General features: G+C 67.5%; 21 protein-coding genes. 8 read left to right on the top strand and 13 right to left on the bottom strand.

The window, feature by feature from the left end; translation table 11 throughout:
- Positions 1–51 precede the first annotated feature (51 nt).
- The 3 genes from ACFTSF_RS25095 to ACFTSF_RS25085 all read left to right on the top strand — a co-directional run bounded on the left by ACFTSF_RS25095 (position 52) and on the right by ACFTSF_RS25085 (position 9073).
- Positions 52–1035, top strand: a complete 984-nt coding sequence (locus tag ACFTSF_RS25095) for a LuxR C-terminal-related transcriptional regulator (protein ID WP_380156046.1) — start codon at positions 52–54, stop codon at positions 1033–1035.
- 116 nt (positions 1036–1151) lie between these two features.
- Positions 1152–7274, top strand: a complete 6123-nt coding sequence (locus ACFTSF_RS25090; RefSeq protein ID WP_380156045.1) for a DNRLRE domain-containing protein — start codon at positions 1152–1154, stop codon at positions 7272–7274.
- A gap of 92 nt (positions 7275–7366) precedes the next feature.
- Positions 7367–9073 (top strand): DNRLRE domain-containing protein, encoded by a 1707-nt coding sequence (locus ACFTSF_RS25085; RefSeq protein WP_380156044.1) that lies wholly within the window; start codon positions 7367–7369, stop codon positions 9071–9073.
- A 7-nt stretch (positions 9074–9080) separates the two neighbouring features.
- Here the strand turns inward: ACFTSF_RS25085 and ACFTSF_RS25080 are convergent, their stop codons facing one another.
- The gene (locus tag ACFTSF_RS25080) at positions 9081–9782 is read right to left on the bottom strand and encodes an isocitrate lyase/phosphoenolpyruvate mutase family protein (RefSeq protein WP_380156043.1); all 702 of its coding nucleotides are present in this window, start codon (positions 9780–9782) and stop codon (positions 9081–9083) included.
- Positions 9779–10240, bottom strand: coding sequence for a carboxymuconolactone decarboxylase family protein (locus ACFTSF_RS25075; RefSeq protein ID WP_380156042.1), 462 nt, complete (start codon positions 10238–10240; stop codon positions 9779–9781). The genes ACFTSF_RS25080 and ACFTSF_RS25075 overlap by 4 nt, the downstream gene beginning before the upstream one ends.
- Positions 10241–10286: 46 nt before the next feature.
- Here ACFTSF_RS25075 and ACFTSF_RS25070 point away from each other — a divergent pair, with 46 nt between their 5' ends.
- Positions 10287–11669, top strand: a complete 1383-nt coding sequence (locus ACFTSF_RS25070; protein WP_380156041.1) for a PLP-dependent aminotransferase family protein — start codon at positions 10287–10289, stop codon at positions 11667–11669.
- Here ACFTSF_RS25070 and mmuM read toward each other — a convergent pair.
- The 6 genes from mmuM to ACFTSF_RS25040 are packed head-to-tail and all read right to left on the bottom strand — an operon-like array spanning position 11658 to position 17703.
- The gene (gene mmuM, locus ACFTSF_RS25065) at positions 11658–12536 is read right to left on the bottom strand and encodes a homocysteine S-methyltransferase (protein WP_380156040.1); all 879 of its coding nucleotides are present in this window, start codon (positions 12534–12536) and stop codon (positions 11658–11660) included. The genes ACFTSF_RS25070 and mmuM overlap by 12 nt on opposite strands.
- The gene (locus ACFTSF_RS25060) at positions 12526–13422 is read right to left on the bottom strand and encodes an FAD-dependent oxidoreductase (RefSeq protein WP_380156039.1); all 897 of its coding nucleotides are present in this window, start codon (positions 13420–13422) and stop codon (positions 12526–12528) included. Before ACFTSF_RS25060 ends, mmuM begins: the two co-directional genes overlap by 11 nt.
- A gap of 14 nt (positions 13423–13436) precedes the next feature.
- Complete coding sequence (locus ACFTSF_RS25055) at positions 13437–14519, bottom strand: esterase-like activity of phytase family protein (RefSeq protein ID WP_380156038.1); 1083 nt, start codon at positions 14517–14519, stop codon at positions 13437–13439.
- A 31-nt stretch (positions 14520–14550) separates the two neighbouring features.
- Positions 14551–15870 (bottom strand): enolase C-terminal domain-like protein, encoded by a 1320-nt coding sequence (locus tag ACFTSF_RS25050; protein ID WP_380156037.1) that lies wholly within the window; start codon positions 15868–15870, stop codon positions 14551–14553.
- Entirely contained in the window at positions 15867–16772 is a 906-nt protein-coding gene (gene kdgD, locus ACFTSF_RS25045) for a 5-dehydro-4-deoxyglucarate dehydratase (protein WP_380156036.1), read from the bottom strand. The genes ACFTSF_RS25050 and kdgD overlap by 4 nt, the downstream gene beginning before the upstream one ends.
- A gap of 52 nt (positions 16773–16824) precedes the next feature.
- Positions 16825–17703, bottom strand: coding sequence for a LysR substrate-binding domain-containing protein (locus tag ACFTSF_RS25040; protein ID WP_380156035.1), 879 nt, complete (start codon positions 17701–17703; stop codon positions 16825–16827).
- 102 nt (positions 17704–17805) lie between these two features.
- Here ACFTSF_RS25040 and ACFTSF_RS25035 point away from each other — a divergent pair, with 102 nt between their 5' ends.
- From ACFTSF_RS25035 to ACFTSF_RS25020, 4 genes are read left to right on the top strand one after another with little or no spacing between them, the layout of a single operon-like run.
- Positions 17806–18792, top strand: coding sequence for a tripartite tricarboxylate transporter substrate binding protein (locus ACFTSF_RS25035; protein ID WP_380156034.1), 987 nt, complete (start codon positions 17806–17808; stop codon positions 18790–18792).
- On the top strand, positions 18789–19256 hold the full coding sequence (locus ACFTSF_RS25030) for a tripartite tricarboxylate transporter TctB family protein (protein WP_380156033.1): 468 nt from the start codon (positions 18789–18791) through the stop codon (positions 19254–19256). Before ACFTSF_RS25035 ends, ACFTSF_RS25030 begins: the two co-directional genes overlap by 4 nt.
- Positions 19256–20767: a tripartite tricarboxylate transporter permease gene (locus ACFTSF_RS25025; RefSeq protein ID WP_380156032.1), complete on the top strand. Its 1512-nt coding sequence runs from the start codon at positions 19256–19258 to the stop codon at positions 20765–20767. Before ACFTSF_RS25030 ends, ACFTSF_RS25025 begins: the two co-directional genes overlap by 1 nt.
- On the top strand, positions 20764–22014 hold the full coding sequence (locus tag ACFTSF_RS25020; protein ID WP_380156031.1) for a glucarate dehydratase family protein: 1251 nt from the start codon (positions 20764–20766) through the stop codon (positions 22012–22014). Before ACFTSF_RS25025 ends, ACFTSF_RS25020 begins: the two co-directional genes overlap by 4 nt.
- A 22-nt stretch (positions 22015–22036) precedes the next feature.
- Here ACFTSF_RS25020 and ACFTSF_RS25015 read toward each other — a convergent pair whose 3' ends face one another.
- The 5 genes from ACFTSF_RS25015 to ACFTSF_RS24995 form a co-directional block, all read right to left on the bottom strand.
- On the bottom strand, positions 22037–22714 hold the full coding sequence (locus ACFTSF_RS25015; RefSeq protein WP_380156030.1) for a FadR/GntR family transcriptional regulator: 678 nt from the start codon (positions 22712–22714) through the stop codon (positions 22037–22039).
- Positions 22711–23844: a mandelate racemase/muconate lactonizing enzyme family protein gene (locus tag ACFTSF_RS25010; RefSeq protein ID WP_380156029.1), complete on the bottom strand. Its 1134-nt coding sequence runs from the start codon at positions 23842–23844 to the stop codon at positions 22711–22713. The genes ACFTSF_RS25015 and ACFTSF_RS25010 overlap by 4 nt, the downstream gene beginning before the upstream one ends.
- A 134-nt stretch (positions 23845–23978) precedes the next feature.
- Positions 23979–25799, bottom strand: coding sequence for a glutamine--fructose-6-phosphate transaminase (isomerizing) (glmS, locus tag ACFTSF_RS25005; RefSeq protein WP_344154851.1), 1821 nt, complete (start codon positions 25797–25799; stop codon positions 23979–23981).
- 36 nt (positions 25800–25835) lie between these two features.
- Positions 25836–26117 (bottom strand): hypothetical protein, encoded by a 282-nt coding sequence (locus ACFTSF_RS25000; RefSeq protein WP_238175947.1) that lies wholly within the window; start codon positions 26115–26117, stop codon positions 25836–25838.
- Positions 26118–26194: 77 nt separating this feature from the next.
- On the bottom strand, positions 26195–26500 hold the full coding sequence (locus ACFTSF_RS24995; RefSeq protein ID WP_380156028.1) for a hypothetical protein: 306 nt from the start codon (positions 26498–26500) through the stop codon (positions 26195–26197).
- Positions 26501–26505: the final 5 nt, after the last annotated feature.

Raw genomic sequence — 26505 nt, 5'->3', positions numbered from 1 at the left:
CGACAAGAAGGCCATCCGCCCTGGTGGCCGATCGTGGTGGGGGATGTCGCCGTGGTTGCAGGAGTCACGGCCGGCTTCAGCCGGCAGCCGCAGGACTTGTCCGAACACGAGAAGCTCGTTCGCGAGCTGCTCCCCGATGAGGTGGCCGATGCCTACCTGGACCTGACACACGCAGGTGCCCGGGTGGCGTATCCGGAGGACCCGATCGACCAGGAGCTGCTCAGTCGGCACCTGGCCTACCTGCAGCACGGACCGGACGTCGTACTGCTGCGTGCCGTCGATCCGTTGATCGCCGTGACCGGACTGCTCACTCAGGTCCACCACGAGCTCACCAAGCAGCACGACCGCCTCTTGCAGGGCTACGTCGCAGCCGCCGAGATGCATCAGCTCCAGCTACACGACCGTCGCGCCGATCAGGTGCCGTCGGTGCTGGCTCAGATGCTGACCGATCCGGACGAGCTGACTGCCCGCTGGACGACGTCGATCCACACCGTCCAGTGCACGTACCGCTCCATCCTCACTGACGAGGGCCCTCCGGCGGCGCTGCCGTCGCCGCTCAACGGTCAGTGCAGTGGCATGCAGTTCCGTGAGCTGTGCACACCGGAGTATCTGGCCGAGCACGGCGCGCACCTTGCGATCAGTGCGGGCGTCGAGGTTCGCACAGTCCGGAATCTGCCCACTCGGATGGCCATCATCGACGACCACTTCGCCCTGGTCGGTCTGGCCGGTGGCGGTAGCACTGGCGCGCTCCTGGTCCGCTCAGCGCCGCTAGTGGCTGCGCTGACGCAGTACTACGACCAGCTGTGGGAGTCCGCCACACCAGTCGTGCAGACGCAGACCAAGGGCCTAGGTGGCACCGAACGCGAAGTGCTCCGCCTACTGGTCCACGGCCTCAAAGACGACGCAATCGCGCGTCACCTGCAGCTCAGCGTGCGCACAGTACGTCGTCACATCGCCGCCATCATGGAGTTCGTCGACGCGCCGACCCGCTTCGCCGCCGGTGCGGCCGCGCAACGACTAGGTCTGCTGGGCTGACCGAACGATCGGACGCGTGGCCAGTAGCGGAAGGTGTCCACTACTGACCTGTCCGGGGCGGGGGGCGGGGCCGCACGCTGGAGCGGAGTAATCCGCCCCAGGAGGTGTCACCGCCCATGCACCGATATCCGAAGTCCCGATTCCACCGTCCTTATCCAGGCCTGAAGTCCAGGCGCTGGATCGGCGTCACCCTCGGTCTGGCGCTCGTAGCCGCCGTGCTGCAAGCTCCCGACGATTCCGCGGCCGTCCCGGCTGCACAGACGGACGTGACCGCCGAACTTCCGCTCGAACGTGATGACGAGGCAGCGGCCATCGTCACTGCCAGGACAACTGGCAAGCCGGTGCTGATCACCGGCAAGACCACCGAGACCACCGAGTACCGCGCCTTGCCCTCGGGCAAGATCGAGGCGACCGTCGCCGCCGGTCCGATCCGGATGCGGGACGAGGAAGGGGAGTGGATCGACGTCGACGTGACGCTGGTCCACCAGGCCGACGGTTCGGTCGCTCCCGAAGCTCACCCGTACGGGCTGAAGCTCGCCGGTGCCACCACCGGCAAGGGAGACCACGAACTGGTCACCCTGGGAACGACCGGCACGAGTTCCAGCCTCGGCTGGGCCGGACCGTTGCCGGCCCCCGAACTAGCCGGCAATATCGCCACGTACCGCGACGTGAAGCCCGGCGTGGACCTCGTCGTCGAGGCGACCCGGACCGGCTACCAGCAGCACCTGCTGGTGAAGAGCAAGGCTGCTGTCGCCCAGGTCAAGCAACTCCGGATGCCGTGGAAGACGGACGGCCTGACCACCAAGCTGGACGGCAAGGGCGGTCTGAAGGTCTCGTCGGGCACCGTAAGCCGCGACGTACCGGCTCCGCTGATGTGGGACTCGACCGTCGACGAGGCCTCCGGTGAGCACACCCGCACGGCGAAGGTGGGGCTGGGCCTGGCCAAGAACGCGCTGGTCCTGACGCCGGACGCCGGCTTCCTGAGCGACCCGAAGACGGTCTATCCGGTGACGATCGACCCGTCGCAGAGTTCGGGCGCGAGCTTCGACGCGTTCGTGCAGAACACCTACACCAGCGACCAGTCCGCGGCGACCGAACTGAAGCTCGGCAGCTACGACAGCGGCAGCACCAAGGCCAGGTCGTTTCTGCGGTTCGACAACCAGGAATGGCTGTGGGACAAGCAGATCCAGGCCGCCACGCTGAACCTGTGGGAAACCCACTCGTACTCCTGCGCGGCGGCGGGCTGGGAGGCATGGCGAACGGCCGAGGTCACCAGCGCGGCGCGTTGGACCGCGCAGCCGGCTGTGCTGGAGAAGGTCGGTACCTCGACCCAGACGAAGGGTTTCTCGTCGTCCTGCGGGGCCGGCTGGGTGACGATCCCGGTCACTGCCGCGTTCCAGCACACGGCGACCAACCACGCGACCAAGACGAACATCGGGATCAAGGCGGCGAGCGAGACCGAGAGCGCCGGCTGGAAGCGGTTCGCCTCCCGTGAAGCCGCAGCCAACCCGCCGTCGGTGACGGTCACCTACCAGACCAAGACCGCGGTGAACGCCCAGGCGACCGCGCCTGCGACGGCGTGCGGCACCGGTGCCGCACGGCCGTACATCTCCACCCGGACGCCGCAGTTGCGGGCCCAGATCAGTGATGGCCTCGGCGCGCCGGTGTACGGAAACTTCGAGTGGCAGCCCGTTGGTGGAGCCACCACCACGGCGACCGAAGGTCCCGGCGCATCCGGCGCCTGGCTGGGCACCACCATCCCCAGCGGTGCTTTCGTCGAGGGCGGCAGCTACGCCTGGCGAGTGCAGGGCACCGACGGTACGACGCCTGGGGCATGGTCGGCCTGGTGCGAATTCACCGTCGACACCATCGCACCCGCAAGTGCACCGACTGTCTCGTCCACGACGTACCCGGTCGGCCAGTGGTCAGGTGCGGCCGGTACGGCGGGGACCTTCACGTTCGGCGCCGCGGGCGTCGGTGACGTGGTGGCTTACGAGTACGGCGTCGACACCAACCCGCCGGACGAGGTGGTCAACGCCGCCACCCCGGGGGCGACCACCAGCATCAGCATCACTCCGACCGCGGACGGACCGCACACGTTGTGGGTCCGGACCAGGGACAGGGCCGGCAACCGTTCGCCGCTGACGGCGTACGAGTTCGCTGTCGGTGGTGGAGCGGTGATCTCACCGAAGAACGGTGACGTCAGCGCGGCCAAGACATCGATTGTCGGCGCGGGCCGGACCACGGCCACCGGTGTCACCTACCAGTGGCGTCGCGGTGATACGGACGCCTGGGTGACGATCCCGGCCGCTCACGTTCAGGTCGCCGCCGGTGGCGGTGCCGTGACCTGGCCGCTGGCGACCAGTGGCAGCGGCCAGTTCCCGAAGCTGAACTGGAACCTGGAGGCCACGTTGGCCGCGGTCGACACCCAGTCGATCCCGCGGGACGGACCGGTCCAGATCCGGGGCAACTTCACCGGTGGAACTGCTGCGTCGTCGGGCGCGGTGAAGCTCACCTTCGACCGCAACCTCGCGACGGCAGCGACCGAAGAGATCGGCCCCGGTGAGGTCAACCTGCTGACGGGCAACCTCTCGATGTCCGAGACCGATGTGTCGGTCGACTCCTACGGCAGCGACCTGACGGTCAGCCGGACCTACAACAGCCGGCAGTCGGCCAAGACCGACGACTCGGGCATGTTCGGCCCGGGCTGGATCTCCGGGGCCGTCGTGGACGAGGCCCAGACGCCGTACACGTCTCTCGATGTGTTCGGAACCCTGATCCAGGTCGGAACACCCGAGGGCGACACCGTCGGATTCACCGCTCGCGACGGTGTCAACTTCGACCCCGAGGTGGGTCAGGCGAGCCTGAAGCTGACCTATGCGAGTGCGACCGACTCGTACAAGCTCACGGACGAGCAGGGCTCGATCGTGACGTTCGGCCGGGTCACTGGGACAGCTGCGGGCCAGTACTACCCGACGGCGACCACGCTGCCGGGCAGCAACCAGATCACCACCTACAACTGGGAGAAGGTGACGATCGGCGGTGCCGAGGTGGTGCGGCCGACCCGCATGCTGGCTCCGGTTCCGGACGGGGTCAGTTGCGCGACGATGGCACGCGGCTGCCGGGCACTGAACTTCACCTACGCCACCGCGACCACAGCCACCGGCACCACCGAGGCGACCTGGGGTGACTATCTCGGGCGGGTCAAGGAGATCTCCTTCACCGCTTGGGATCCGGACCTCGCGACGCCGGCTCTGCGGACAGTGGTGGTCGCGCGGTACAGCTACGACAACGCGGGCCGGCTGCGTTCGGCCTGGGACCCGCGGCTGGACTCCGGCACCACCCACGTCGGCGACACCTACAGCTACCAGGCCGACGGTGTTCTCTCGACTGTCAGAACGGCCGGGCAGGAGCCTTGGCAGTTGAGCTACACGACACTGCCGAACGACCCCGCCATCGGCCGGATCGCCAAGGTGTCCCGCTCTGCCCTGACCGCGGGCACCGCTGTCGAAACTGTTGTCTACAAGGTGCCCCTGTCCGGAGCAGGCGCGCCGTACGACATGTCTCCCGGGCAGACCAAGCGGTGGGGGCAGTCAGAAGCGCCCACTGACGCCGCGGCTGTCTTCCCGGCCGACCAGGTGCCCAGCGGCAACCCGGCAACCGGTGCGCTGCCGTCGAGTTGGGAGCGGGCGACCGTCAGCTACCTCGATGCCAGCGGCCGGGAGGTCAACACGGCGTCACCGGGCGGCAACATCACCACAAGTTGGTTCGACGGTTTCGGTAACACCGTTCGCGCACTGACCGCGGAGAACCGCAATCGGGCACTGAACCAGTCGCAGTCGGACAACGACGCCGCGGAGCAGACCCTGGCGCAGACCTACTCCATGGTGAACAACTACTCGCTGGACGGAGAACGGCTCGAGACCACGCTGGGGCCTGAGGTAGAGGTCCGCCTCAGCACCGGCGCCACGGTCCGGGGCAAGCACCTGATTCGCAACACCTACGACCAGGGCGCGCCGGCCACTGGCGGTCCGTTCAATCTGATCACTACCGCCGAGTCGGTGGTTCGGCTCTGGGGCGCGGGCGGTACCGCGGTCGAGGCAGACCGCCGGGTCACGACCACTGGGTACAACTGGACCCTGCGCACGCCCACGGTGACGACCACCGACCCGGGAGGGCTGAACCGGACGGTCCGTAACACCGTGGACGCGGTCACCGGTCTCGACACCTCGACGACCCAGGTCGCGGGCGGTACGACCACCAACACCCCGGCCACGCAGAAGTTGATCTACTACCGGGCCACCTCCGGATCGGGGTACAGCGAGTGCGATCTCCGGCCCGAGTGGGCGAACCTGGTCTGCCGGATCCAGCCAGGTGGCCAGGCGGCCACCGGGCCTGAGCTGCCGGTCAAGGTTCAGACGTACGACATGTACAACCGGCAGCGAGTACTGGTCGAGAAGACCAGTGCCGGGACACTGCGAACCAGTACGACGAGGTTCGACGCGGCCGGCCGCGTCCTGGAGGTCGAGGTCGTCGCGGCAGCAGGCCTCGGTACGGCGGTTCCGATCCAGCGCAACGTCTACGACCCGCTGACCGGCAACGTGCTGCGGAGCCAGTCGGTATCCGCCGGCACGGTCACCGCCGAGATCGTCCGCACCTACGACACCCTCGGCCGGGTCACCTCCTACAAAGATGCCGACGGCAACTTGTCCACCACTACCTACGATCTGCTCGGCCGGGCGGCGACCACCTCGGACGGCAAAGCCACCCGAACCCACGGGTACGACAATCGCGGTCTGCTCACTTCGGTGACCGACAGCCACACCGGCACCTACACCGGTAGTTACAACGCTGACGGACTGCTCGTCGGTGAGACCTGGCCCAACGGGGTCAAGGTCGACACCCGGTACGACGAGGCCGGCGAAGCGGCCGGTATCACCTACAGCAAACCAGGCTGTGCCTCCGGCGACTGCACGTTGTTCAGTGAGTCGCTGACCGGTTCCGCCACCGGCCAGACGGCCCGGCGGGTGTCCACCCTGTCCAGTCAGCTCTACCGCCAGGACGCGGCGGGCCGGGTCACCTCGGTCGAGGAGATCGTCGGTGAGAAGTGTGTGACCCGGACCTACGAGTTCAGCACTGCGACGGACCGGACAAGTAGCTCCGAGTACGGGCCGGCTGCTGACGGCAGTTGCCAGACGACGACCCCGGCGGCTTCGCGTACCTGGACGTACGACACGGCGAACCGGGTCACCACCGCCGGCTACGCGTACGACGCTCTCGGCCGGACCACGACACTGCCGGCGATCGACACGGGAGCACCCGCGGCCGGGAACGTGACGGCCACCTACCACGCGGACGACCTGGTCGACACGGTCACCCAGGGCAGTCGCACGACGGACTACACCGTCGATGTCACCGGTGAGCGGATCCGGTCCTGGACCGACAACTCGACCGGCGAGGTGGTGACGAACGTCAATCACTACGACGGTGACGACGATTCACCGGTGTGGACCCAGGAAGGGACGACCCGATTCACCCGGGTCATCCCGGGCCTGTCCGGCCTGACCGCGATCCTCGACAGCGACTCCGCCGTAGCGGATTGGCAGATCTCCGACCTGTCCGGCGACATCGTGGCCACCATCCACAGTGGTGACGAGGGGTTGTCCAGCACCAGCGAGGCCGACGAGTACGGCCAGCTCGGCGACTCCGAAGCCGTCGGCAAGCAGCGCTACGGCTGGCTCGGCGCGCAACAACGAGCCGCGGACGCGCCGTCCGGGATCGTCTTGATGGGTGTCCGGCTCTACAACCCGACCACCGGGCGCTTCCTGCAGACCGACCCGATCTGGGGGGCCGGCTGCAACGCGTACGAGTACACCTGCGCCGATCCGGTGGACAAGACCGACCTGGACGGCAAGTGGATGTGCTGGACCAAGAAGTGTGTGGCCAAGGCACTCGCGAAGAAGTTGAAGGAACTCAAGAAGAAGATCAAGCGCAACAAGTACGTGCGGTGGGTCTGGCGCAAGGTCGTCAAGAACAAGTACGTGAAGGCCTGTATCAAGGGCGCCGGTGGGGCAATGCTGCGGAAGTCCTTCTGGGCGAAGTTCCGGAAGCTCCCGTACAAGATCGGCCGCTGGGGTGCGCAAGGCTGCGCGTTCGGCGTCGTCAGTACCTACGCCTGGAAGCGGGTGAAGGAATGGCGGCCCAAGTACCCCTTCCCGCATCACGGGACGTACGGCTGAGCCACTGGACCACTGAACTACTGAACTACTGATCCGACCCCGGGCGGCCCGCTGACGGGCCGCCCGGGGTTCCGCCCAGAAAGGCCATCCGCATGTCTCCTGATTCCAGAGCGCGCTGGATCGGCGCGGCCGTCGGCCTGGCTCTGGTGGCCGGCCTGCTCCACGAACCGGCGACCGCCGTACCGGTCGAGCAACCTGCTGTCAGGCCGCTGGAGCGTCCCGACGAGGCGGCTGCTCTCAGCACCGCCAGAACGACCGGCAAGCCGGTGCTGATCGCCGGCCTGACCACCGACACCACGGAGTACCGCGCGCTGCCCTCGGGCAAGCTCGAGGCGACCATCGCCGGTGGTCCGGTTCGGATGCGCGATGCGTACGGCGCGTGGATCGCCGTCGACCTGTCGTTGGTCCGGCAGGCCGACGGCTCGGTCGCTGCGAAGGCCCATCCGTACGGGCTGAAGCTGTCCGGGCCTGCCGGCCAGGGGGATCACGACCTGGTCGCACTCGGCACGCCGGGCAGGCGTTCCACTCTTGGTTGGTCCGGTCCGCTGCCTGCTCCGGAGATCGACAGGACCAAAGCCACCTATCGCGAGGTGAAGCCCGGTGTCGACCTGGTCGTCGAAGCGACCAGGACCGGCTACCAGCAGCACTTGCTGGTGAAGAACCGGCAGGCCGCAGTACAGCTGCAGCAGATCAGGATGCCGTGGAAGACGGACGGTCTGACCACGAAGCTCGACGGAAAGGGCGGTCTGAAGATCTCGGCGGGCCGCGAGAGCCGCGACGTACCGGCTCCGCTGATGTGGGACTCGACCGTCGATCAGGCGTCGGGTGAACACCTCAGGCGAGCGCCGGTGGGGCTCGGGCTCGCCAAGGGTGCGCTGCTGCTGACGCCCGACGCGTCGTTCCTGACCGATCCGAAGACCGTCTACCCGGTCACCATCGACCCGTCGCAGAGCTCGGGCGCGAACTTCGACGCTTTTGTCCAGTCCAGCTACAGCACCGACCAGTCCGCCGCGACCGAGCTGAAGATCGGCACGAACGACAGTGGCGCCAACAAGGCCAAGTCATATCTGCGGTTCGACAACCAGGAATGGCTGTGGGACAAGCAGATCCAGGCCGTCACGCTGAACCTGTGGGGGCATCACTCGTACTCCTGCACGGCCAGGGGGTGGGTGGCGTACCGGGTCGCTGCCGTGTCGAACACGGCTCGCTGGACGAATCGGCCGGCGCAGTACGAGCAGGTCGGAACCTCGACCCAGACCAAGGGCTGGGGAAGCGCCTGCGCCGACGGCTGGGTGACGATCCCGGTGACCGCGGCGTTCCAGTACACGGCGGCGAACAAGCTGACCAGTACCAACATCGGGATCAGCGCGGCGAGCGAGACCGACAACCTGGGCTGGAAGCGATTCGCGTCCCGCGAGGCCACGGCCAACCCGCCGTCGGTGACGGTCACCTATCAGACCAAGACCGCGGTGGATGCCGTGGCGACCGCGCCTGACACCACCTGCGCCACCGGCACGGACCGGCCGTACATGTCCAGCCTGACTCCGCAGTTGCGGGCGCAGATCAGCGACACTCTGGGAGCCCAGGTGTATGGCACCTTCGAGTGGAAAGTGGTCGGCAGCACCGTCAGCACCACCACGACCGAAGGTCCCGGCGCCTCTGGATCCTGGCTGGGCACCACCATCGCCGACGATGCCTTCACCGAAGGCAGCAGCTACGCCTGGCGTGTCCGAGGCACCGACGGCACGTCTCCCGGCGAGTGGTCGAACTGGTGCGAGTTCACCGTGGTCACCATGTAGCCCTGTTTCACTGCAGGCTCGGTAAGAGCTTCTGCAGCGAGTCCATCAGATGCGCGTGCACGCTGGTCCCGTAGGAGATGCGGTGCGCACCGGCCGCGATCAGCTCGGCCGGCGTCGGTCCGTCGATTCCGGCGTGCGCGTTGATCGGACCGCCGATTTCACTGACCAGCGACGGCAGTGCGTCGAGTGGCGCGAAGATCGGGTAGATGCAGTCCGCACCGGCCCGCCGATAGATCCGTCCACGCGCGACGGCGTCGGCGGGTGTACCCGCTACCAGGAACGTGTCCACCCGGGCGTTGATGACCAGGTCGGCACCAGCAGTCGCGCGCACCTCGGCGAGGTAGTCGGCGAACTCCACCGGATCCACCAGCCCAGTCGACAACGAGTCCTCGAGGTTGCAGCCGACCGCACCGGTCTCCAGCAACCGCTCGGCGAACTCCTTGGCCGGCAGACCGTACCCGGCCTCCATATCCGCAGTCACCGGTACCTCAACAGCCCGTACGACGCGCGCCACCGCGGTCAGCATCTCCGCAGCCGGTGTCAGCTGACCGTCGTCGTACCCGAGCACGCGCGCCATCGCGCCACTGCTGGTCGCGATCGCGGGTGCGCCGCCGGCGGCGATGATCCGGGCGCTGACCGGGTCCCACGCGTTCGGCAGGATCAGTGGTGGGCCCGAGTGGTGCCGGGCCCGGAACGCCTCGGCGGTCATGGCTTGTAGTGGCCCGGGGCCATCTTGCCGGTGATGCCGACTCTGTTCCACGCATTGATCATGATGATCAATGCGATCAACTGTGCAAGTTCCTTCTGGTCGAAGTGCTCGGCGGCCAGGTTGTAGACCGCGTCCGGTACATGGCCGTCGCTGACCAGCGTGATCGCTTCGGTCAACTCGAGTGCGGCCTGCTCCTGCTCGGTGAACAAGTTGCGGGACTCGCGCCAGACCGGCAGCAGGTTCAGCTTCTGCTGCGGGCCTTCGCCGGTCAGGTAGTCGAGGCTGTGCATATCGGTGCAGTAGGCGCAGCCGTTCAGCTGGGAGGCGTGCGTCCGGATCAGGTTGGCGAAGTTCGCGTCGAGGCCGGTGGCGGAGACCTCGTCCAGTGCGTTCAGTGCCTGGTAGAACTCGGGGACCAGCATGGCCAGCTTGACCCGGCGCGTTGTCGTTGTGCTCATGGCTCCAACCTAGAGGTGGATCGGCCCAGGTGTATGGTCCACTTCCATGGAAGATTCAGGGGCCAATTCCGCCGGCGCTGATCTACACCTCGACCTGGCCGCCTCGCGCGGCCGCAACGACCTGGTCCAGGCCCTGCACGCCTCGATCCGCAGCGGACGGCTCCCGGCCGGGACCCGGCTGCCCTCGTCCCGCTCACTCGCCAAGGACCTCGGCATCGCCCGGAACACGGTCGCCGACGCCTACGGCCAACTCGTCGCCGAAGGCTGGCTGACCGCCAGACAGGGCTCCGGCACAGTCGTCGCCAGCCGCGCCACCATCGCCCCGACCCCGATCGCGACCCTTCCGCCGATCCGGACCTACCGCTACGACCTGACCCCCGGCTCACCCGACGTCTCGACCTTCCCACGCGGTGAGTGGCTAGCCGCGGCCCGCAAGGCCTGGCCGGCTGCCCCGAACGAGGCGTTCGGCATGGGCGACCCCCGCGGCCGAATCGAACTTCGCCGTACCCTCGCCGACTACCTCGCCCGAGCCCGCGGCGTACGGGCCGATCCGGAACGCATCCTGATCTGCTCCGGCTACGTCCAGGCCCTCAGCCTGCTCTGCGAAGCAGTCCACAACCTCGGCGGTACGACGGTCGCCACCGAGGAGTTCGGCTACGACCTGCACCGCGACGTCATCCGGGCGCGTGGCTTGCGACCCGTCCCGCTCGCACTCGACGAGTACGGCGCCGACGTGTCGCAGCTGACCGGCCAAGCCGCGCTACTGACCCCCGCGCACCAGATGCCGACCGGCGTCCCGCTCTCGCCAGAACGCCGTACGGCGGTGGTCGAGTGGGCGGCCAAGTCCGGAGCGGTGGTGATCGAGGACGACTACGACGGCGAGTTCCGCTACGACCGGCAGGCCGTGGGAGCCCTGCAGGCACTGGACCCGGAGCGAGTCGTCTACACGGGCACCGCCAGCAAGAGCCTCGCACCGGGCGTGCGGCTCGCGTGGATGGTCCTCCCGCAACACCTGCTCGAGCCGGTGATCGCCGTCAAGCGTGTCGCCGACTACCAGACCGGCACGCTCGAACAGCTCGTCCTCGCCGAGTTCATTGCCTCCGGCCACTACGACCGGCACGTACGGCGGTCGCGCCTGCACTACCGCCGTCGCCGCGACCGCCTCGTCGAACTGCTCGCCGAACGAGCCCCGAACGTCAAGGTCGCCGGAATCGCGGCCGGCATGCACGTACTACTCGACGTACCCGGCGATGCCGACGAGATGGTCGAACGCGCCGCCCGCCAAGGCCTCGGCCTGACCAGCATGAGCACCTACCACTTCGCCCCGACCCCAGCCACCCGCCAAGCCGTCATCGTCGGCTACGGCACCCCGCCCGACCACGCCTACCCAGGTGCCCTCGACCTGCTGTGCCAAGTCCTAGGCGTCTGAAATCGCAGCAGCCAAGGCGCGGATCCCGCTCGGGCCGACCCGGCAGCAGCCGCCGATGTACTTAGCTCCGGCAGCGGCCCAGCCCGGTGCGAGATCGGTGAGAGTCTCCGACGAGCCGGTCCAACCGCGGGCGTCGGCGTCCCAGATCTCCCCGCTGTTGGGGTAGACCACAGCAGGCTTGCCAGTCATTGCGATCGCCGGACCGACCTCTTCCGGCGCGCAACAGTTGATGCCTACGGCAACCACCTGGTCGATGGCACCGAGCGCGAACGCATCGGCCAGCGGCTGCCCCGCCCGCGTACGGCCGTCGGCCGCGCTGTACGACAGCCAGGCCGGGAAGTCGAGCTCCTGCAACAACTGAACCAGTACCTCGGCCTCGTCGACATCAGGAATCGTCTCGACGGCGAGCAGGTCGGGCCCGGCGCCGATCAGCAACTCCAGCCGCGGCCCGTGGAAATCACGCAGCGCCGACGCACTGACGCCGTACCGACCGCGATATTCGGAGCCATCGGCAAGGAACGCGCCGTACGGACCAACCGATGCGGCGACCAGCCGCTCACCACCGAACTCGTCGCGAACCTCCTGAGCGATCCGCACACTCGACGCGATCAGCCGTTCGGCCTCCGCGACCGGTACGCCGGCCTGCGTAAACCCGGGCACACTCGCCTGGTAACTGGCGGTCGTCGCAACCATCGCACCGGCCTCGAAGTACGCGCGGTGGACGGCGGCGATCTCCGCCGGGGCGTCCCTCAGCAGCCGAGCCGACCACAGCGCGTCGGACAGGTCGTGACCGCGGTCCTCGAGCGCGTTCGACAGGCCGCCGTCGAGGACGATCCCCTGCTCAGAGTGCACTGCCTCAGAGCCCATTCGTCAACGCCAGAACCTCGTCGGCGCAACCCCACGACAGGGTGACGCCGGAACCGCCGTGGCCGTAGCAGTGGATGACCTTGCCCACCAGTTCACACCGCACAGACGGCCGAGCCGGGCGGAGTCCGACCCGCGCCCGCAAAACCGTTGCCTTACGCAACTGCGGCACTAGTTCGGCGGCGCGCTCCAGAATCGCCGTACTGACTGCTGGGTCCGCGGCCAGGTTCCAGTCACCCGCCTCGCTCGTGCCGCCGACGATCACATCGTTCGAGCGCGGAATCACGACGGTGGAGTCGGCGATCAGCCATTCGGACAAACCGCACTGCGCAACGGTCAGCACCTGCCCGCGCACCGGCGTCACGGTCGGATCGGCCGCGGTCAGCCGGGCGCCGAGACCGGTGCAGTTGACCACGAGATCGGCCGAGCTGGGCAATCCCGACAAGGCCGCGCGAGTCAACGTGCCACCGGCGTTCTCGAGGCGTTTCACCAACGACGGCAAGTACTGCGGCATCTCGATCACCGGCGCGGTGAACGCCCACCCGTCCGCGAACCCCGTCGGCGGCGACGCGACCCGAGTCAGATCCGGCAGGACGTCTGCCCACGCCGGATCCGGAGTCCGCTCCTCGAGCAGCTCACGCCCGTGCCGCAACTGCACCGACGGCTCATGATCGGCCAGCTTGGTGAACTCGTCGTACGACGCCTTGGCCCACGCGGCCACCCGGTCAGCGGGCTCGGCCAGGTAGGGACCCCAGATCGCGCCTGCCACCGAAGACGTGGTCTCCAGCGGCAGGTCACGAGCCAGTACTGCCACCTCGTAACCGTTCTCGGCCAGCCGAACGGCACAGGTCAGTCCGATGACACCGGCACCCACCACGATCACGCGCATACGCACAGTGTCGCTTAGTGCAGGTCAACCGCCAACGAGTAGAAGCGGGTGATCTGGGTTGCGCCGTTGTTGTCGTCCGACAGCAGGTACAACTGCCGACGCCCGCCAGGCAGGTGACCACCGAGCGCGAGTGCCTCGACGTTGTCCAGCAACGGATTCGGCTGCGGCTGCTTGGCGACCGCACCGGACGGCGGGCAGTTCACCAGATCGAACAGCAACTTCTTCTGCACGAACGTCTTGTCCGGCGCGTCCTTGAGCGAGGCCTGCGCCGTCACATCGGTTGCGTGCCGCAACGACACCGTGAACACCCGGATGGTGTTCCCAACGCCCGCCACGAAGGTCCGCTCCATCGAGACCAGCTCGGACGGGTTCACCCAGGCCAGCTCGACCAGCGAGAGCCCCGGGTCGGTGTGGTACGCGTACTGCGCGGCAACCCGGTAGTCATGTCCGGAGAAACCGGCGTACCGCAGGATCCGGTTCCGGCCGCGCCCATCGGCATCCCGACCGTCAGGTCCGAGCGGCTCCTCCATGCCCGCGAACACCGACCGCCCGTCCCGGCTCGCGGTCAGCGACTCGAAGGTCCCGTTCGAGACCGCCTCACCGGCCGGCGCCACCTGGAACCGTGCCGGCACCGGCAGCGACCCGATCTGCAGACCATCGGACAGCCGGAACCGCCGGATCGACGGCTCGCGCTCGGACGTCGCGAGGACGGTTCGCTGACCGCGCTCGACGACCAGTCCCTCGCCATCGAAGTCCTGTCCGGTGTACGGCGTACCGTCCGGGCGCTTGAGGATCGTGATCCCGTCGACGCTGACGGTCGGCTTGCTACTGATCTTCAGGTCGAAGACGCGCGCGGGAGTGGTCCCCACGTTGTCGACCAGCGCAATCGCGCTGTGCGGACCGGTGACATTGAGCGCGGACAACCCGGAGACGGGCTGCCCGTCGTACGTCGTCTTGTTCAGTGCGTCGCTGAACCCGAGAAACCGGGCATCCGGCGAGCAAGCTCCACCGGCGCGGTGATCAGCAGCGGTGGCGGTGAGTGGCGTGGTGAGAGTGGTCAGAACAACAGCTGTGGCGAGCGGCTTCTGCCAACGCATTCCAGACTCCTCGATCAACGAGAGATGAACATCAGCGCACCAGACAGGGGCGCTTCGGATCGAATGCCCAGTCCTTCATCACATACTGCATGGCCACCGAATCGTCGCGCGCACCGAGTCCATGTTCGAGGTAGAGAGCGTGAGCCGCGGCGAGCGCATCACGGTCGAGATCGACGCCAAGCCCAGGCCGCGTCGGTACGGCGATTGTGCCGTCGACGATCTGCAGCGGCTCCTTCGTGAGCGCCTGACCGTCCTGCCAGATCCAGTGCGTGTCGAGCGCGGTGATCTCGCCCGGAGCCGCCGCTCCGACCTGGGTGAACATCGCCAGCGAGATGTCGAAGTGGTTGTTCGAGTGCGAACCCCAGGTGAGCCCGAAGTCGTTGCAGAGCTGGGCAACGCGCACCGAACCGGCCATCGTCCAGAAGTGCGGATCCGCCAGCGGGATGTCCACGGCGTCGGTTCGTACCGCCTGGGCCAGCTCACGCCAGTCGGTCGCGATCATGTTCGTGGCTGTGCGCAATCCCGTCGTACGGCGGAACTCGGCCATCGTCTCGCGGCCGGAGAACCCAGGTTCGGCACCACACGGATCCTCGACGTACGCGAGCACGTCGTCCAACCCGTTGCACAAGGCAACGGCCTCGCGAACCGGCCACGCGCCGTTCGGATCGATCGTGATCCGCGCCTGCGGGAACCTGTTGCCAAGTGCACGGATCGCCTCGAGCTCGACCGCGCCCTCGAACACCCCGCCCTTCAACTTGAAGTCCGCGAATCCGTAGCGCTCCTGCGCCGCTTCAGCCAACGCCACCACAGCCTCAGGCGTCAACGCAGGCTGCCGCCGCAACTGCGACCAACGATCGTCGCCGGCATCATGCAGGTAAGGCAGATCGGTCTGCCCCGGATCGCCGACATAGAACAGATAACCAAGCACCGGTATGGCGTCCCGCTGCTGACCGTCGCCCAGAAGCTCAGCCACCGGTACGCCGAGATGCTGTCCGAACAAGTCGAGGAGTGCCGACTCGAGCCCGGTCACCGCATGCACCGTCGTACGGAGATCGAATGTCTGCAACCCGCGACCACCCGCATCCCGATCCGCGAACGACGTCGCGACCGAGCGCAGTAGTTGGCGGTACCGCGCGATCTCCTGCCCGACCAGCAACTCCGCGGCCTCCGTGATCGTGCCCGCAATCTTGGCGCCACCCGGCACCTCGCCGAGCCCGGTGTTCCCCGAGCTGTCGGTCACGATCACCACGTTGCGAGTGAAGAACGGCCCGTGGGCACCACTCAGATTGAGCAGCATGCTGTCGTACCCGGCCACCGGAACGACCTCGACCGACACCACCCGTGGCGTCATTTCACGCGGCCGATCAACGCGGTGAGCTGGGTCAGCTCGTCCTCGGTCAGGTCCTGCAGTGGCGGTCGCACCGGGCCGGCCGGGCGGCCGATCGCCTTCACGCCGGCCTTCACGATCGAGACGGCGTACCCCTTCGTGCGATCGCGAATGTCGAGGTACGGGATGACGAAGTCGTTCAGCTTGCGGTAGACCGCATCCCGATCCTGCGCGAGCACATCGGCGTAGAAGCCGAGCGCGAACTCCGGTACGAAGTTGAAGATCGCGGACGAATACGTGCTGACGCCCAGCTGCAGCAACGGCAGCGCGAACGTCTCCGCAGTCGGCAGTCCACCGATGTAGGTCAGCCGATCGCCGACGCGGGCGTAGGTCCGCGTCATCATCTCGACGTTGCCGACCCCGTCCTTCAGGCAGACCAGATTGTCGTTGCGGTCGGCAAGCTCCGCGACCGAGACATCGTTGAGGATCGCGTTCGCGCGGCTGTAGACGGTGACGCCGAGACTCGTACTGCGGCACACGGCCGACACGTGCTCGACGAGCCCGCGCTGACCGGCCTCGGTGAGATAGGGAGGCAGTAGCAACAATCCGTCCGCACCCGCGGCCTCGGCGGCCTGCGCCTGGGCGATCGCGGTCGCGGTCCCGCCGGTGGCCGGTGCGATCACCGGCACGCGCCCGGCGACCTCGGAGACGGCCGCACGAACGACGGTGTCGATCTCGACCGGGGTCAGCGAGAACCCTTCCCCGGTTCCACCCGCCGCGAAGAGCCCGGCGACGTCGTACTGGCTGAGCCAGGACAGGTGCTCGCGATAGGCCGGCTCGTCGAAGCTCAGGTCGGCACGGAAGTGCGTGACGGGGAACGAGAGCAGGCCGGTCTTCAGCTGGGCAGCGAGTTCGGTGGGAGTCACGCCGGTCAGCCTAGGAACGTCGGTGGATACCTGTCCAAGTCTGTTTGTGGATCTATTGATGCTCTGAGAGCATCGCTCGCACTCGCCGCAGCACCGGATTGGCCGACTCGCGATGCCAGATCGCGTGCAGCTCGACCGGTTCACCGGCCAGCGCGATCTCTTGATAGGCGACCCCTGGTACGCCGAGATCGCGCGCCGACTCGGGGACGAGCGCGACCCCGCGACCCGCCGCGACCAGCAGCACGACGGTGAGCACCTGCTGCACGCGCTGGGTGATGCGGTGCTGGGACCCGGCCAGGAACCGAATGGTGAGCTCATGGAAGTAGCCGGCGCGAACGGGGTCATAACTGATCACCTCTTCCGCAGCGAAGTCAGCCGCGGTGAGTGGGCGCTCAAGCGCGGTCAACGGGTGCTCTGCAGGCAGGGCAGCGCACAGTGGCTCCCGAGCCACCACCAGTGAGTCGAGAAGGTGCGGGTCGTACGGCGGCCTTCCGAGCGCGAGGTCGAGTTCGCCGTGCAGCAGCCCGTCGATCTGAGCCGACGTGACCCGCTCATGCAGGATCACGTCCACCTCAGGCAGTTCGTCGGACACCCGGCGCAGGAACGGGCCGAGCGTCCGGATCGCCGACACCGCGGTGAAGCCGAGCCGCAGCGTCCCGGCTGCTCCCTGGTCGACGCGGCGAGCGAGATCACCCGCAGTCTCGACGAGCGCCAGCATTCGCAGGGCCTCGCCCAGGAACGCCTGCCCGGCCTCGGTCAGGACGACGCGGCGGTTGTCCCGCTCGAACAGCCGGACCCCGACCGCGCGCTCCAGCTTCTGCACCTGCCGGCTCAGCGGCGGCTGGGTCATGTTGAGTCGCTCGGCCGCCCGGCCGAAGTGCAGTTCCTCGGCGACCGCCACGAACGCGGTCAGCTGGTCCAGCGAGAACATGATTCCCGAAAGGTATCACTCGATGCATAAACAACCTTGGACAGGCATCGACGGGTCTCCCTACGCTCACGCAAACGGGGCCGAACCAGAGGAGGATCTTTGATGAGGCTCAGCCATGTCGTGGCAGCCGGAGCGACGGTTGCGCTCGTCGCGGGTTGTGGAGGCGTGAAGACGACGTCGACCGGCGGTGACGGCGATTACCCGACCGGCAACATCCAGATGAGTGTCGGTGCCGCGCCTGGTGGCAGCACCGACCTGATCACCCGCGCGATCGCCGAGGGTCTCGGCAAGGAGCTGGGTGTCTCGGTGCCGGTGGTGAACAAACCCGGTGCGAACGGCGCCCTGAACGCCAAGGAACTGCAGTCGGCCAAACCCGACGGCTACAAGATCGCGGTCCAGAACGCGTCGCTGTTCACGATCACCCCGCTGGCGGTCTCCGCCAACGAGGCCGTGAAACTCGACGACTTCGACCTGATCGGCGGCATCTCCCAGGACGACTACGTCCTGCTCGCCCCGGTCGCGTCGGCCGCCAAGTCGATCGACGACCTGAAGAAGTCCGGCAAGAACATCAAGTACGGCACCACTGGGGTCGGGACCGGCGCGCAGCTCGCGGCCGCGCTGACGTTCAAACAGGCCGGCATCCCGGCGACCGACGTACCGTTCGATGGTGGTGCGCCCGCGCTGACCGCGTTGCTCGGCAGCCAGGTCGATGTCGCGACCATCCAGGTCGGCGACAGCATCGCGCAGATCAAGGCGAAGAAGGTCGTGCCGCTCGCGGTGTTCTCGGCCGAGCGGATCAAGTTCCTGCCCGACGTCCCGACGGCCAAGGAACAGGGATACGACGTGGTCGTGTCGCAGTACCGGTTCCTGACCGCGCCGAAGGGGACGCCGGACGCGGTCAAGACCAAGCTCGGTGAGGCGGCGAAGAAGACCTTCGCAACCGAGTCGTACAAGCAGTTCAACGACAACCACTGCCTGACGCCGATCGAGGGTTCGCCGGACGAGGTCCGCAAGATCCTCGACGAGTACGCGACGAAGTACAAGGCACAGCTCGACCAGTTCCAGATCTCGCTCGGCGCGAAGAAGTGAGCGAACTCGTCGAGGACCGTCCACCAGCTGCGGGCCCGCGGTCCCAGCTGGGTGCGGCGGTCGTGACGGCGGCGATCGGCGTCTTCGGGCTGCTCGGGTCCCTCGCCCTCGGTCTGGGCAAGCTGACCGCGCCTGGTCCCGGGTTGTGGCCGTTCGCGGTCAGCGTCCTGATCACCGTGCTGTCGGTGGTACTCGCGCTGACCGGGCGGCACGGGACGGACACCGAACGGTTCACCGGCGCGAGTGTGCTGACCGCCGTCTCGGTGGCAAGCCTGGTGCTGTTCGCGGTGCTGCTGCCAGTGATCGGTTTCGAGATTCCGTCGGTCCTGCTGGTGTTCGGCTGGATGCGCTTCCTGGGTAAGGAGTCCTGGGTGTCGTCGGCGGCTGTCAGCGTCGGCACGGTGGCCGCGTTCTACGTGTTGTTCGTCGTACTGCTCGAGATCCCGTTGCCGCGGTTGATCTGATGGACCTCTTCAACCCCGTGATCGACGGCTTCGGCGTCGTCCTCGAACCCACCAACTTGTTGTACTGCTTGATCGGCGTCGTGATCGGGATGCTGATCGGCGTCCTGCCCGGACTGGGGCCAGCGGCAACGATCGCGATCCTGCTACCGGTCACGTACGGCGCCGAACCGGTCTCCGCGATCATCCTGCTGGCCGGCATCTTCTACGGCGCCCAGTACGGCGGCACGATCACGTCCGTCCTGCTCCGCCTCCCGGGCGAGGCGTCGTCGGTGGTCACCGTGTTCGACGGCTTCGCGCTAGCCAAACAAGGGAAAGCCGGTACGGCGCTCGGTGTCGCGGCGATCGGGTCGTTCATCGGCGGCACGGTGTCGATCATCGGGCTCACGCTGTTGGCCCCGGTCGTAGCCGAGGTCGCGCTCGACTTCGGCCCACCCGAGTACGCAGCGCTGTCGCTGTTCGGCGTACTCCTGGTCGCGACCGTCGGTAACGGCGGCCGGACCAAGGCGGTGATCGCCGCCGGACTCGGGTTGCTGCTGGCAACGGTCGGGAGGGACACCTTCACCGGTGCGAGCCGGTTCACCTTCGACACCCTGAACCTTGCCGACGGCATCGACTTCGTCCCGATCGCGATGGGTCTGTTCGGCCTCGGCGAGATCCTGCACAACCTGGAGGAACGGCACCGCGCGCTGCAGGAGCCGGCGAAGGTCACGAACGTCTGGCCGTCCCGCGCCGATCTCCGCCAATCCAGCGGTGCGATCGGTCGCGGCTCGGTGATCGGGTTCATCCTCGGCGTGCTGCCAGGCGGCGGTGCGACACTCTCCTCGCTGGTCGCCTACGCGGTCGAGAAGCGTCGGGCCAAGAATCCCGAGCGTTTCGGGAAGGGTGCGATCGAAGGTGTCGCGGCACCGGAGACGGCGAACAACGCGGCCGCGACCTCGTCGTTCATCCCGCTGCTCACCCTCGGCATCCCGGCCAACGCGACGATGGCGCTGATGTTCGGCGCGCTGCTGATCCAGGGCATCCCGCCGGGTCCGCAACTGGTGTCGGAACACCCGGACCTGTTCTGGGGCGTGGTCAACTCGATGTACATCGGCAACATCCTGCTGCTGATCATGAGCATCCCGATGGTCGGTCTGTTCGTGAAGATCCTCCGGGTCCGGCCGGCGATCCTCGCGCCGATAACGGTGCTGATCACACTGCTGGGTGTCTACACCGTGAACAACCAGGTCTTCGACATCTTCCTGGTGATCGTCTTCGGGGTGCTCGGCTACCTGATGAAGAAGTTCGGCTTCGAACCTGGTCCGCTGGTGCTGGCGTTCGTACTCGGGAGCGTGATGGAGACCGCCGTGCGGCAGTCGCTGCTGATCTTCGGCGGGAACCCGGCCGGCTTCTTCACCCGGCCGATCTCCGGCACGGTGCTGGCTGTCCTGATCGTCGTGCTCGCGCTACCGGCCGTCCGATTGCTGATCCGACGTTCTCAAGACTCTTCGAGAGATAAGGACCCTGTGTGAGCAGGATTTCTAGGATCGAACTGACCCCGGTCGCCTTCGCGGACCCGCCGCTGCTGAACGTCTCCGGCGTCCATCAGCCGTTCGCGCTGCGGACGATCGTGCAGGTCTGGACCGACGACGGCAACCACGGACTCGGCGAGACCTATGCGGACGACACTCACCTGGCCCGGCTCGAGGCGGTGGCCGCGGTCCTGCCCGGGCTGGACACCTTTGACGTGAACGGCCTGCGGCAGCGGGTCGCAGCGGTCCTGGCCAAGGACAGCGGCGCCGAAGTCGGTGGGATGCTCAACCTGCAGGACCCGGTCGACGTCGTACTGTCACCGTTCGAGGTCGCGCTGCTCGACCTGCAGGGCAAGGAACTCGGTCGGCCGGTCGTCGACCTGCTCGGCGGTGCCGTGCGGGACGAGGTGCCCTTCAGCGCCTACCTGTTCTACAAGTGGGCCGGGCATCCCGGCGCCGCGGAGGACTCGTGGGGTGCCGCTCTTGATCCAGCGGGAATCGTTGATCAAGCCCGATCAATGATTGATCAGTATGGATTCACAGCGATCAAGCTCAAGGGTGGAGTGTTTCCCCCCGATCAAGAGATCGAGGCGGTCCACGCACTGGCCGCCGCCTTCCCCGACCACAAACTGCGGATCGACCCGAACTGCGCCTGGACGGTCGACACCTCGATCAAGGTTGCTCAACAGTTGACCGGTGTCATCGAGTACCTAGAAGATCCGACACCCGGTATCGACGGCATGGCCGCGGTAGCGGCACAAACCGACATCCCGCTGGCGACCAACATGTGCGTGATCGCCTTCGCCCACCTCAAACCGTCAGTCCTGGCAGACGCGGTCCAGGTCGTCCTGTCCGATCACCACTACTGGGGTGGACTGCGACGGTCGCAACTGCTCGGCGGGATCTGCGACACCTTCGGCATGGGCTTGTCGATGCACTCCAACTCACATCTCGGAATCAGCCTCGCCGCGATGACCCACCTAGCGGCCGCAACCCCGAACCTTACCTACGCCTGCGACACGCACTACCCCTGGAAGACCGAGGACCTGATCAAGCCGGGAGTGCTCTCGTTCGCGGACGGCAGTGTGCGAGTACCGACCGGCCCCGGACTAGGGATCGAACTCGACACCGACGAGCTAGGTCGCCTGCACGAGCAGTACCTCGCGGCCGGGATCCGCCGCCGCGACGACACGACGTACATGCGAACGATCGACCCGACCTTCACCCCAAACCATCATCGGTGGTAGAGCAGGCGCCACCGCCCGCTTCCTAGGCGCCCAGCCGGTGGCGGGTGTTCGCGAGGTGCACGCGCATCGCGGCGCGTGCTGCCTCGCCGTCCCCGTGCACGATCGCGGAGTGGATGTTCTCGTGCTCGTGAATCACCCGGGTCAGATGGTCCGGGTCGGACATCTCGTACGCCGGATCGAGCCGGGTCCGCGGCAGCATGATCATCATCGGCCCGAGCTCCCGGATCGCCTCGCCGTAGAAACGGTTGCCCGAGGCAAGCGCCACCGCAAGATGGAACGCGAAATCCGCCTCGACCGACCGCGCCGGATCATCCCCGACCCGCCGGAACCCGTCCAGCGCCCGTTCGATCCCGAGCACCTGGACATCGGTACGCCGTACAGCCGCGAGCCCGGCCGCCTCACTCTCGACGCCGATCCGGAAGTCCATCAGCTCGAGCACGTCCTGATGACTGCGGACCTCGCGCAACTCAACCGGTCCAGGCACCTCCAGCACGAACGACCCGCGCCCCTGGAACGTCTCCACCAGCCCAGCCGCCTGCAGCCGTGAGACAGCCTCGCGAATGACAGTCCGGCTGACCCCGAACTCCTCGACCAGACCGTTCTCCGCCGGCAGCTTCGCGCCAGGCGCCAGCTCACCGGCCAGGATCCGCCGCTTCAGTTCCGCGACGACGTCGTACGCGAGTCCGCGCCGCGCACTCATCGGCTGCCGAACTCACACGAGTCGACGGTCCAAGCCGCGCACTGCTCGCTGGTGGTGAAGCCGAGACCAGGCCGGTCCGGTACCAGCATCCGGCCGTCGACAGTCTCCAGACGCTCGTTGAACAAGGGGTTCAGCCACTCGAAGTGCTCAACCCACGGCTCGCGCGGATAGGCAGCCGCGAGATGCAGGTGGATCTCCATCGCGAAGTGCGGTGCGAGCTGCAGACCGGCGTGATCGGCCAGCGTCGCCAGCTTGAGGAACGACGTGATGCCACCGATCCGCGGTGCGTCGGGCTGGATGATGTCGGCCGCCCGCGCCTCGATCAGCCGCACGTGCTCACCGACACTCGACAACATCTCGCCAGTCGCGATCGGGGTGTCCAGTGCGGCCGCCAGTTGCGCGTGCCCCTCAGCGTCGTACGCGTCGAGTGGTTCCTCGATCCAGACCAGGTCGAACTGCTCCAACGAGCGCCCGACCCGCAGTGCGGTCGGCCGATCCCACTGCTGGTTCGCATCAACCATCAGCGGTACGGCGTCGCCCAGGTGCTCACGGACCGCCCGCACCCGCTCGAGGTCGATCCGGCTGTCGGGCTGGCCGACCTTCAATTTGATCCCGCCGATCCCATCCGCAAGCGACTGTGCGGCACGCTCACGCACCTCGTCGATCGACGCGTGCAGGAACCCACCGGACGTGTTGTACGCCCGAACCGAATCCCGGTGCGCGCCGAGCAGCTTGGCCAGCGGCAGACCGGCTCGCTTGGCCTTCAGGTCCCACAACGCGATGTCGATCGCCGCGATCGCCTGAGTCGCAACGCCGGAGCGCCCGACGGACGCGCCCGCCCACAGCAACTTGTCATACACCTTGGCGATATCGGACGGATCCTCGCCGATCAGCTGCCCGGCGACCTCCCGGGCATGCGCGTACTGCGCCGGTCCGCCGGCCCGCTTCGAGTACGAGAACCCGATCCCGTGCTGCTCCTGCGCCGTACTGATCTCGGCGAACAGCAGCACGATCTCGGTCATCGGCCGTTGCCGGCCGGTCAGCACCTTCGCATCGCTGACGGGCTGCGCCAACGGCAGCACGACTGAGGACAACCGGACATGGCGGATGTGATCGGTCACCTGAGTCATCGTACAAGTGCCTAGCTTGTATGACGAGTGGTAGCACGGACCTGGATCCCCTCACAATTGGCCGGCCCCCGCCGCGCTGAGCGTGACGGGGGCCGGGGGGAGTGCAGTTGTGATGGCCTGTGGGTCCGGGACGACTACTCGACCGTGACGGACTTCGCCAGGTTGCGGGGCTTGTCGACGTCGTGACCGAGGGCGACAGCGGCGTAGTACGCGAGGATCTGGAGCGGGATCGTGAGCAGGATCGGGTCCAGCTCCGGCTCGTTCTTCGGGACCACGATCTGCGCGGCGACGCCGTCCGGGACATCGACGCCCGGGTGGGTGACGACGTACAGGGGGCCGGAGCGGGCGGCGATCTCGTGCAGGGCGCCGATGTTGCGGTCGAGCAGCTCGTCCTGCGGGACGATCGCGACACTCGGGACGTCCGGCGAGATCAGCGCGAGCGGGCCGTGCTTCAGCTCGGAGGTCTGGTACGCCTCGGCGTGCCGGTAGGAGATCTCCTTGAGCTTCTGCGCACCCTCGCGGGCGACCGGGTAGCCTCGGGTGCGGCCGACGAAGAACAGGCTCTCGTGCTGGGCGAGCCGGCCGGCGATCTTGGCCAGCTCCTCCTCCTGGTCGACGATCGTCTGGATGTGCTCGGGGAGCTTCTTCAGGCCCTCGATCAGCCGGCGGCCGTCGGCGGGGGAGACGTCGCGGATCCGGCCGAGGTGGATGCCGAGCATCGCGAACGCGACGGCCATATTGGTCAGCGCCTTGGTCGAGGCGACCGAGACCTCCGGGCCGGCGTGCAGGTAGACGCCACCGTCGACGGCGCGGGCGATGCTGGAACCGACCGCGTTCACCAGGCCGATCACCCGACCGCCCTTGCGCTTCAGCTCCTGGACGGCGACCAGGGTGTCCAGCGTCTCGCCGGACTGGCTGACCGCGATGTACAGCGTGTCGCGCTCGACCACCGGGTTGCGGTAGCGGAACTCCGACGCCGGCTCGGCGTCGGCGGGGATCCGGGCGACCTCCTCGATGAACTGGGCGCCCATCTGACCGGCGTAGTACGCCGAGCCGCAGCCGAGGATCTTGACCCGCTTGATCTCGCGCGCTTCACGCGCATCCATGTTCAGGCCGCCCAGGTGGACGGTGTGGAAGCGCTCGTCCAGGCGACCCCGCAGCGCGCGGCCGACCGCGTCCGGCTGCTCGTGGATCTCCTTCATCATGAAGTGCTCGTGCAGACCGCGCTCGTACTCGTCGGCCTCCCAGTCGACCGTCTTCGCGGTCTTGGTGGTCGGCGAGGCGTCCTGGGTGAAGGTGCGGTAGCCGTCGGCCTTCACGGTCGCCATCTCGCCGTCGTCCAAGTACACGACCTGGCGGGTGTAGCGGATCAGTGCGGCCGCGTCGGAGGCGACGTGCATCTCGCCGTCGCCGATGCCGAGGATCAGCGGGCTGCCGTTGCGGGCGACCACGATCCGGTCCGGGAAGTCCAGGTCGATCACGGCGATGCCGTAGGTGCCCTCGATCCGGCGCAGCGCGGCCATCACCTTCTCCTCGAGGGTGGCGCCGTCGGACTGCTCGATCAGGTGCGCGAGGACCTCGGTGTCGGTCTCGGAGCGCAGCTTGACGCCGGCCTCCTCGAGCTGGGCGCGGAGCGCACCGGCGTTGTCGAAGATACCGTTGTGGACGACCGCGATCCGCTCGTTGCCGCTGGCGTGCGGGTGCGCGTTGTCCTTGCTCGGGCCGCCGTGGGTCGCCCAGCGGGTGTGGCCGATGCCGAGCTTGCCGCCGAACCGCTTCGGCAGCGACGCCTCCAGCTCACGGACCCGTCCGGCGTCCTTGTGCACCTTCAGCTCGCTGGTGCCGAGTACGGCGACACCTGCCGAGTCGTACCCGCGGTACTCCAGCCGGGCCAGGCCGTCCACCAGGATGGGCGTGGCCGGCTTGGTGCCGACGTACCCGACGATTCCGCACATGTGTTGGTGCCTTTCGTAGGTCTTGGGTAGCAGCCGTCAGCCGTAGACGATCCGTCGGAGCTGACGTGCGGACAGTTCGGGCGAGCGCACCGGCCAGTGCCGGAGCTCCGAGCCCACGCGCGCGAAGATCTCGTCGTTGCGGGCTCCATAGGTCTGCAACTCACGGTGCCGCCGCCGCACGTACTCCTCGGCGGTCTCCGTGAAGTACGCCAGCACGTCCGCGACCACTCGCCGCGCGTCGTCCGCGGACAGCCCGGTCGTCCGGCTGACCTGCTCAGCCAGCTCGTCCACCGGCGCTGCCGCCGCCTCACTGATCACCGGACAACTCTGCAGCTTTTCCAGGCTCAACACAAAGGATCTGCCCGAAATCGGGCAAAAACCCTGACTTATCAGCCTTAAGGCTGGTACGGCGGCTGCTGCGGGGGCTGATGGTGGGCCGGATTCTGGGCCGGGTAAGCCTGGTTCTGCGGCGGCGGGTACTGCTGGAACTGCTGCTGCGGGTAGGGCTGGTTCTGCTGGGGGTACTGCTGGTTCGGCGGGTACGGCTGCTGATACCCCGCGGGCGGCTGACTGCGCTTGCGCTGCGACCGCAGGACGAGGATCACCACCAGGACGACCGCGCCCACGACGAGGAGCGGCAGCGCCACCCACATGATCAGGCTGAGAATCGTCTCGATCGGGTTCGCGGGCTTCGGTCCCATCAGCG

The organism is Kribbella sp. NPDC056951, from assembly GCF_042674205.1.
In the GTDB taxonomy this organism is placed as follows: domain Bacteria; phylum Actinomycetota; class Actinomycetes; order Propionibacteriales; family Kribbellaceae; genus Kribbella; species Kribbella yunnanensis.
The sequence above is the reverse complement of the archived record's forward strand: the minus strand, read 5'-3'. Positions and strand labels throughout refer to the sequence as shown.